Source organism: Streptomyces sp. NPDC033229 (assembly GCF_055576875.1).
The window spans coordinates 1-6,429 of the sequence record NZ_JBVIQR010000114.1 but is presented as its reverse complement, the minus strand read 5'-3'; the positions used below and the strand labels follow the sequence as shown (position 1 = coordinate 6,429).

Below are 6,429 nucleotides of genomic sequence, written 5' to 3'. Positions count from 1 at the left end.
GGAATCTGCTTCGATAACGCTATGGCCGAATCATTCTTCGCGGCCCTCAAGAACGAACGAGTGTCGCGGGTCACTTACCAGACCCGCGAAGCCGCGCGACAGGACATCACCCGCTATATCGAATTCTGGTACAATCGCAAACGGCTACACTCGGCCATCGACTATCGCCCTCCGCAAGAAGTCCACGCCGAGCACATGCAGTCGCGGACCGCCGCCTGAACGCGACAGTCAAGACCCTGTCCGAAGAACGCGAGGCCCCTCAAGTGTCCTTGCCGCGGCGAATGTGGTCCTCGATGATCGCGTGCCTGCGGTGGCGGACCTCCAGATGCTGGATGGAGCCGCCGCTGGAGTACGGGGTGTCGGTGAGGAATACCTGGTGGCGCATGCCTTCGTCCTGGTCGAAGAGGGAGAGCTGGGCGCCGGGGTGCGGGCGTTCACGCGGTCTGTCCAGTAAACGGCCCTGTCGCACATTCGGTGGTGACGGAGTGTGCTGGTAGCCGAGGAGGATGCGGTGGCGGAGCAGGGTGAAGCCTGCTCGTCCGTGCATCTGGCGTGCGATCCGTTTGGTCTTGGTGTTGACACCCTCGGTGGGGCCGTTGCTGTACGGCGCCGTGAGCGCGGCGGTCACGGTGTCAAGGTCTCGCTCCAGGCCGCGGGTGAAGGCGTGCAGGTGGGGCAGGTCAGCGGCCCGGACCTGGGTGATCCAGCACGTGAGTGCGTCGGCGTTGCCGGCGTGTGGCGCAAGGAGTGGGGCAAAGTCTCGGATACGGGTTTCCGGTTGGGTCATCTCGGGGCAGGCGGCGGTGAGCTTGGCCAGGAGCTCGTGCTGTTCGGCCTTGAGGTTGTCGGGCCTGGTCAGCAGCATCCGGGCGAGCCGGCGCGGGGAGATGTGGCTGCGGTCGGCGTCCGCACGGCCTTGGTTGATGTACTTGTGCAGGAGGTTGAGGCAGCCCGTGAATCCGAGGGCCTTGATCTCTTCGAAGAGGTGCAGGACGGGGACGCCTGGGTCCTCGGCCCGGCGTTTGCGCAGGTGCTCGCGGTAGGGATCGACGAGGCTGGCCCTGTATTTGGGGACGTGGAGCATGCGCTCGGGCCGGTCGGCGCGGGCATAGCGTTTGACGGTGTTCAGGGCGAGTGGGAGACGGCGGGCGCATTCGAGCAGGCCGACGCCCTGGTCGAGTAGGCCGTGGATCTGGTGCCAGCGTTCCAGGGTGGTCTGGGAGCGGAGCCCGTCGTAGATAGGCGCGTCCAGCACCGTGGCCCAGCAGGCGCTGTGCGCCTTGACCTCGCCCAGGGCGGCTTCGCACAGGTTCTTCCACAGATGCCAGCGGTCCCCGACCTGGACCGCGTCAGGCAGCGCGCGGCGGATGGCCTCGGCGTGGGTAGCCGAGCCGTCCCGGCATACGACCTCGATGCCCGGACGCTCGCGCAGCCACGCCTCCAGGGTGTCGGCCGTGCGGTCGGGCAGCACGTCGATCCGCTCGTGGGTCTCAGCGTCGATCACCACGGTGGCATAGCGGTGGCGCCGGCGCAGAGCGACATCATCAACACCAATCGCGCGGGGCACCCGACCGACGGGCAACGGGATCCGCAGCAGCGCGCGCAGAGCCGTGTGACGTGACAGGCTCACCGCGAGTACCGCCAGCAGGCGTGACCCAGCTCGGCCCGCTAACTCCGTGACCACGGCCTTGGCCTGCCTGGTCAGACGGGTCGTGCGCCGCTGGTATCGGTCCAGCACGCCGGGCACCTGCTCGCGGAAGGTGTGTCGGCAGCCGTGCGTGGGAAACACCAGACGCCGCACCCGCACACGGACCACCACCCGCCGCCCGTCGACCGGCACATCGGCCACCGTCCGCCAGTGATACCCGTGCACGCGTCCCGACGAGACCCCGCACACCGGGCAGACCGCGGTGTCCTTCGGAGTTCGTGCCCGCACCACGATCCGCTCACCCTCGTCGACCACATCCTCGATGACCAGCGGGGACAGCCCCGAAAACACCATCTGCACAAGCTCGTTGACATCCTTCACACAGATATCAACGACCCCTCGCAACTCTCCGTCACCACCGAATGGGCGACAGGGCCGTTGACCGTACAGACCCGCAAGCGCAGCGGCGGAGCGGTGCCACTCAATTCTTTGAAGGTAAGCGAAAAAACGTAATGTCTGTGGGAACTCCGTCAATTTGAGCGGTCTCTACTGCAGTCCCTAAAATATCACCGCTCCGCCGCACGTACCCTGCTGAGTAGTGGACTAATGTGGCTCTCTGTGAAAAGATGCCTTTCCGCGATCGCGGTGAGTACGTACTCAAGCCGTTCGGGGCTGATGAGCCAGTTGGGTATGGCGGGCTGGCGGACCCACCGGAGACCGTACGGTGCCAGCGCTTCATCACGAGGTGGAAGGACAACCCAGGAGCCGGTGCCCAGGACAACGGCACCCGGCAGAATTCGGCCGTCGAGTTGGTGAGCGCCGACGAAGAAATACAAGCGCTCGCCGCTCTGGTCCAGCAGCGTGGGTCCGGTACTGAGGTCATGGGCATCGAATACCGCGCACACCTGCTCCCCCAGGGCGAGTGGGACGCGCACCGCGTCCCATGTCCCGCCTGCGGCAATCGCGCTGGTGCTGCTGACGACGAGGGAGGCGGTCACAGCCGACCTCCTCTGCGAGCAGCGGCCTTCAGTACGTCGGCGTCGTAGGCGAAAACATCGCGCCGAAGATCATCCACGCCCGGTTTGTTTATCGTTTGTGCCTCGGGCATCACAGCAGTCCTCCTGACGCACCTGAATCGATCTCTCTGCCGACACGCTGGCGGGATCGGCGGTATGGCTTGTGACCGGGAATATCGGCGTTCACTGGATCCAGTCGCTGTAGCAAGGCTGGCACATCGCTACAGCGCTCCGTCTTTGCAGCGAGCGGAGATCATGGGAAGAAGATGGGTTGTTCCCCGGCGGCGCAGCTGGGCTTGGAGCGACGGCTGTCGAAGCCTCACCGGTGCCGCACCCGCACCGCCTTCGTTCGCTGACTCCCGCCCTAAGGCATAGAGAAAATGGAGTAAACGGTGACGTACCGGCGCCGTGTTGCGTGCTAGGAAATTTCTTGGCTTCTCATTCCGTAGCCGCCGTCGATGGGCAGGATGGCGCCGGTCACGGCTGCGGCTACCTCCTGTGGGGTCACCGTGCGGCTTAGGGCTGTTCGGACTAGGAACGCCGCGCGCTGCTCCTGTCGCAGGTCGGCTGTCATCGCGGTGTCCACCAGGCCTGGCGCCACGACATTGACGGTGATTGCGTACTGGGTGGTCTCCCGTGCTAGTCCGGTCAGACCGGCTTTTGCGGCGGCGTAGTTGGCCTGGCGGAGGCAGCTGGTGAGGGCGACGGTGGAGGTGATGAATACCATCCGCCCGTATCGGGCCCGGACCATTGCGGGCAGTGCGCGGCGTGCGGTGTGGAAGGCGCCTGCCAGGTTGGTTTCAGTACGTCGATCATGTCCGCATCGTCCATCGCCATCAGCAGCCGGTCCCTGCGGATTCCCGCGCTCGCTACCATGACTTCGGCTGTCCGTGCTCCGTCTCCGCCCAGCGGAACGCCTCGTCTACCTGGGTGGGATCGGTGATGTCGCAGGGGGAGAGGTAGGAAGGGCAGGGAGGCTTGCCACGGTGGGCTACCGCGACCGCCTGTCCCCCTGCTGCAAGTGCCTGGGCGACCGCTGGACCGATGCCCCGGGCGCCGCCGGTCACCAGTGCGGGGCCCTTGCCTGGGTTTTCGTACACCACTCCTCTTACGGCAGTCTCACCACCTGGGCAGCCCAGGTGATGCCACCGCCGAAGCCGAGGAAGAGCGCCAGGTCGCCGGAACGCACTCGGCCGGAGGAGAGCAGTTTCTCCACCGCGAGCGGGATGGACGCGGCGGAGCTGTTGCCGTCAGTGGCGATCGCGCGGCTGACGATGACGTGCGGTGGCAACCGCAGAACGTCCCTCGAAGCGCCGGGTCAGCCGGTCGTTGGCCTGATGAGGCACGAAGGCCGCGATGTCGTCTCAAGTAAGCCCCGCCTTGTTCAGAGCCTCTTCGGTGATCGGGGGCACCAGTGAGGCAAACTTCATCCCGCCCCTGCATCCGGACGTACGGGTCGCCGGGCGCCAGCGTGAGTACGAACAGTAATTCGGCAGAGCCGACGTTGCCCCATGCCACCAGGCTGAATCCTGGCCGGTCGCTCGCGCTGACGACCAGGGCACCCCCACCGTCCGCAAAGATGATCGAGGTATTGGGGCCATCTGGATCGCATAGGCGCTCCGACCCGACGACGACCACCTGGCGGGCATTGCCGCTCGCGATGTGGCCAACGGCTGCCGCTAGCCCCATGCTGAATCCGGCACAAGCTGCGTTGACGGCGTACTCCCCTGCCCGGGTGGCGTCGATCTGGTGTGCCACCGCGGGGGCAAGAGCCGTGGTCTGACGAGTGTTGGTCATCGAGGCAAGCACTACGGCGTCGGTGTCGGCCGGGTCACGGGCGGCATGAGCCACAGCCTTGCACGCCGCGACAACCGCCATGGTCACCAACGACTCATGTGCCTCCGCACAGCCCCGCCGCTCAATCCCCGTGCGGCTGCTGATCCACTCCGGCTCAAGTCCGAACATGGCCGCCAGCTCGGCGTTCTCCACAACCCGGGTCAGCCAGTGGACGCCGACCCCTGTCACCATGGCATGGGAGAGGGCCACAAGCGAGCCTAGCGCGGTCATGGCCATCCCCTCGCGGTGGCCGCAGCCAACTGCACCAGGACCACGGATTTCGCGCAGCGCCGAGCGCATGACGCGAGTGATATCCGTACCCGTACCAACACATGCGTCGATCGACTGAGCTAGATCGTCGAAGGCGGACGCAGCCATGATGCTTCTCCTTGGGGGCATTGTGTGTACTCTCGCCGGATGTGCCCCACGAGCCTGCTGAGGACTGGTTCGTCGCCCGCCTCGTGAAAGGTGGCCTCCTGACCATCTGAGCCACGCCACCTGTCCAGCACCCATTCCACGGACCGCTGCCACAGCACCGGCCGGATGAGATGCTCGACCAGACGACGGCCGATGAGAGGCATCTCATGCGGACGGCCCGTCACGTTGGAAACAACCGGTACGCGAGGCCGCGCGAACTCCACCGTGCCGACTGCAGCAGCGAACTCCTGGGCGGCATGAGCCAGCAAGGGGCAGTGGAAAGCACCGGCGATGCGCAGCCGGACAGCCAGCCGCGCACCGGCCGCCAGCACCGCTCTACGGGCGGCCTCAATATGGTCGGCGAAGCCGGCCAGCACGCTCTGCGTTTCGCTGTTGAGGTTCGCGAGCCACACATCATCGAGCCCGCGCTCCGCCAGCACCTCTACGATCCGGTCGAGATCGAGGCCCATCACGGCGAGCATCGCTCCCGGTTGGTCGGCGGTAGCGCGGGCTCGGTCCATGACCAGCCGCAGACCAGTCGCGAAGTCGTACACGCCCGCCGCCTCAAGCGCGTTGAACTCACCCAGGCTGTGGCCGAGGTACACATCGGCGGGTCGACCCGCCATGTCCCTCAGCCATTTCCGGTGGTGTAGCGCACCGACCAGGTAGACGGCGGGCTGCGCGTACAGTGTTCCGGAGAGCAGGTCATTCGGATCATCGACGCATAACTGCTGTACCGAAAGGCCCATGACCTCATCAGCTTCAGCAACCACATCAGGGAACATAGGGAACAAAGCCGAGCCCATTCCCCGGCGTTGAACGCCCTGGCCTGGAAACAGTACGGCAACTGGGGTGTGCGGGCCTCGCTGTGATGGCATGTGGGGGGCACCTCGCTTGCGATCAGGTGCGTCTGCCCTGGCGGCAGGCTGTCGTGACAGTCCAGCATGGGACTAGCGAGAGAGGGAATAGCGCATGGCAGACTCCCGGAAGAACGCGTTGAACGACCGCAACCGGCCGGTCAAGCGGCGGGCAGGCAGTCATGGACGGAGTCAGATGATCCGCTCGCCTCAGTCTCGACGACAGGTAACCCCTATTGGCACCCTGCTCTGACGGGTAGGGCTTCGCGAAAATTCCTTGCTCAGAGCCATTCGTTGATGGCTGCGACGAGGACGGTGACTTCGTATGGGACCGCGAGTTTGTCGTATCTCATGGGTGCGCCACGAGGCGCCATGGAATCGAGTGAGGTGAGAGAACTTCACCGCCGGGTTGGCGTAGCAACCCGGCTGAAGCTGGGAGCAGTTCGGCTAGGGGATGGCGAGTTGAGCGGTAGTCCTGAGCTTGTTCAGCGGTGAGTCTCGAGGGTGAATGGCTGCTTTGGCGATTGACGTCATCTTTAGCGGGTGGCAGCGGGCTTTGCGGAGGATCCGTCAGCAGGGCTGATGCGTTCTCAGGTTTCGGGATCGAGTAGTTGGAGTGCGTGGTCGGGTCGTGACCGGTAGTGGTCGGTTGCGG

General features: G+C 65.3%; 4 protein-coding genes and 4 pseudogenes. 1 reads left to right on the top strand and 7 read right to left on the bottom strand.

From position 1 onward, the window contains the following. On the top strand, window positions 1–219 hold a 219-nt coding region (locus ACZ53N_RS35965), incomplete at its 5' end, for an integrase core domain-containing protein (RefSeq protein ID WP_469144936.1). A 43-nt stretch (window positions 220–262) separates the two neighbouring features. On the opposite strand, the pseudogene ACZ53N_RS35960 reads toward ACZ53N_RS35965, so the two are convergent. From ACZ53N_RS35960 to ACZ53N_RS35930, 7 genes and pseudogenes are all read right to left on the bottom strand, one after another. Then, window positions 263–439: pseudogene (locus tag ACZ53N_RS35960) on the bottom strand (IS1380 family transposase); the annotation flags it as partial. Between the two features lie 57 nt (window positions 440–496). Beyond that, window positions 497–2,002, bottom strand: a pseudogene (locus ACZ53N_RS35955) (ISL3 family transposase); the annotation flags it as partial. 212 nt (window positions 2,003–2,214) lie between these two features. Next, on the bottom strand, window positions 2,215–2,646 hold the full coding sequence (locus tag ACZ53N_RS35950; RefSeq protein WP_469144935.1) for a hypothetical protein: 432 nt from the start codon (window positions 2,644–2,646) through the stop codon (window positions 2,215–2,217). A 436-nt stretch (window positions 2,647–3,082) separates the two neighbouring features. After that, window positions 3,083–3,734: pseudogene (locus ACZ53N_RS35945) on the bottom strand (SDR family NAD(P)-dependent oxidoreductase). Window positions 3,735–3,772: 38 nt separating this feature from the next. After that, window positions 3,773–3,961, bottom strand: coding sequence for a 3-oxoacyl-[acyl-carrier-protein] synthase III C-terminal domain-containing protein (locus ACZ53N_RS35940; protein ID WP_469144937.1), 189 nt, complete (start codon window positions 3,959–3,961; stop codon window positions 3,773–3,775). 233 nt (window positions 3,962–4,194) lie between these two features. Next, window positions 4,195–4,629, bottom strand: a pseudogene (locus tag ACZ53N_RS35935) (thiolase family protein); the annotation flags it as partial. A gap of 221 nt (window positions 4,630–4,850) precedes the next feature. Beyond that, window positions 4,851–5,795, bottom strand: a complete 945-nt coding sequence (locus tag ACZ53N_RS35930) for an ACP S-malonyltransferase (RefSeq protein WP_469144934.1) — start codon at window positions 5,793–5,795, stop codon at window positions 4,851–4,853. Between the last annotated feature and the right edge of the window lie 634 nt (window positions 5,796–6,429).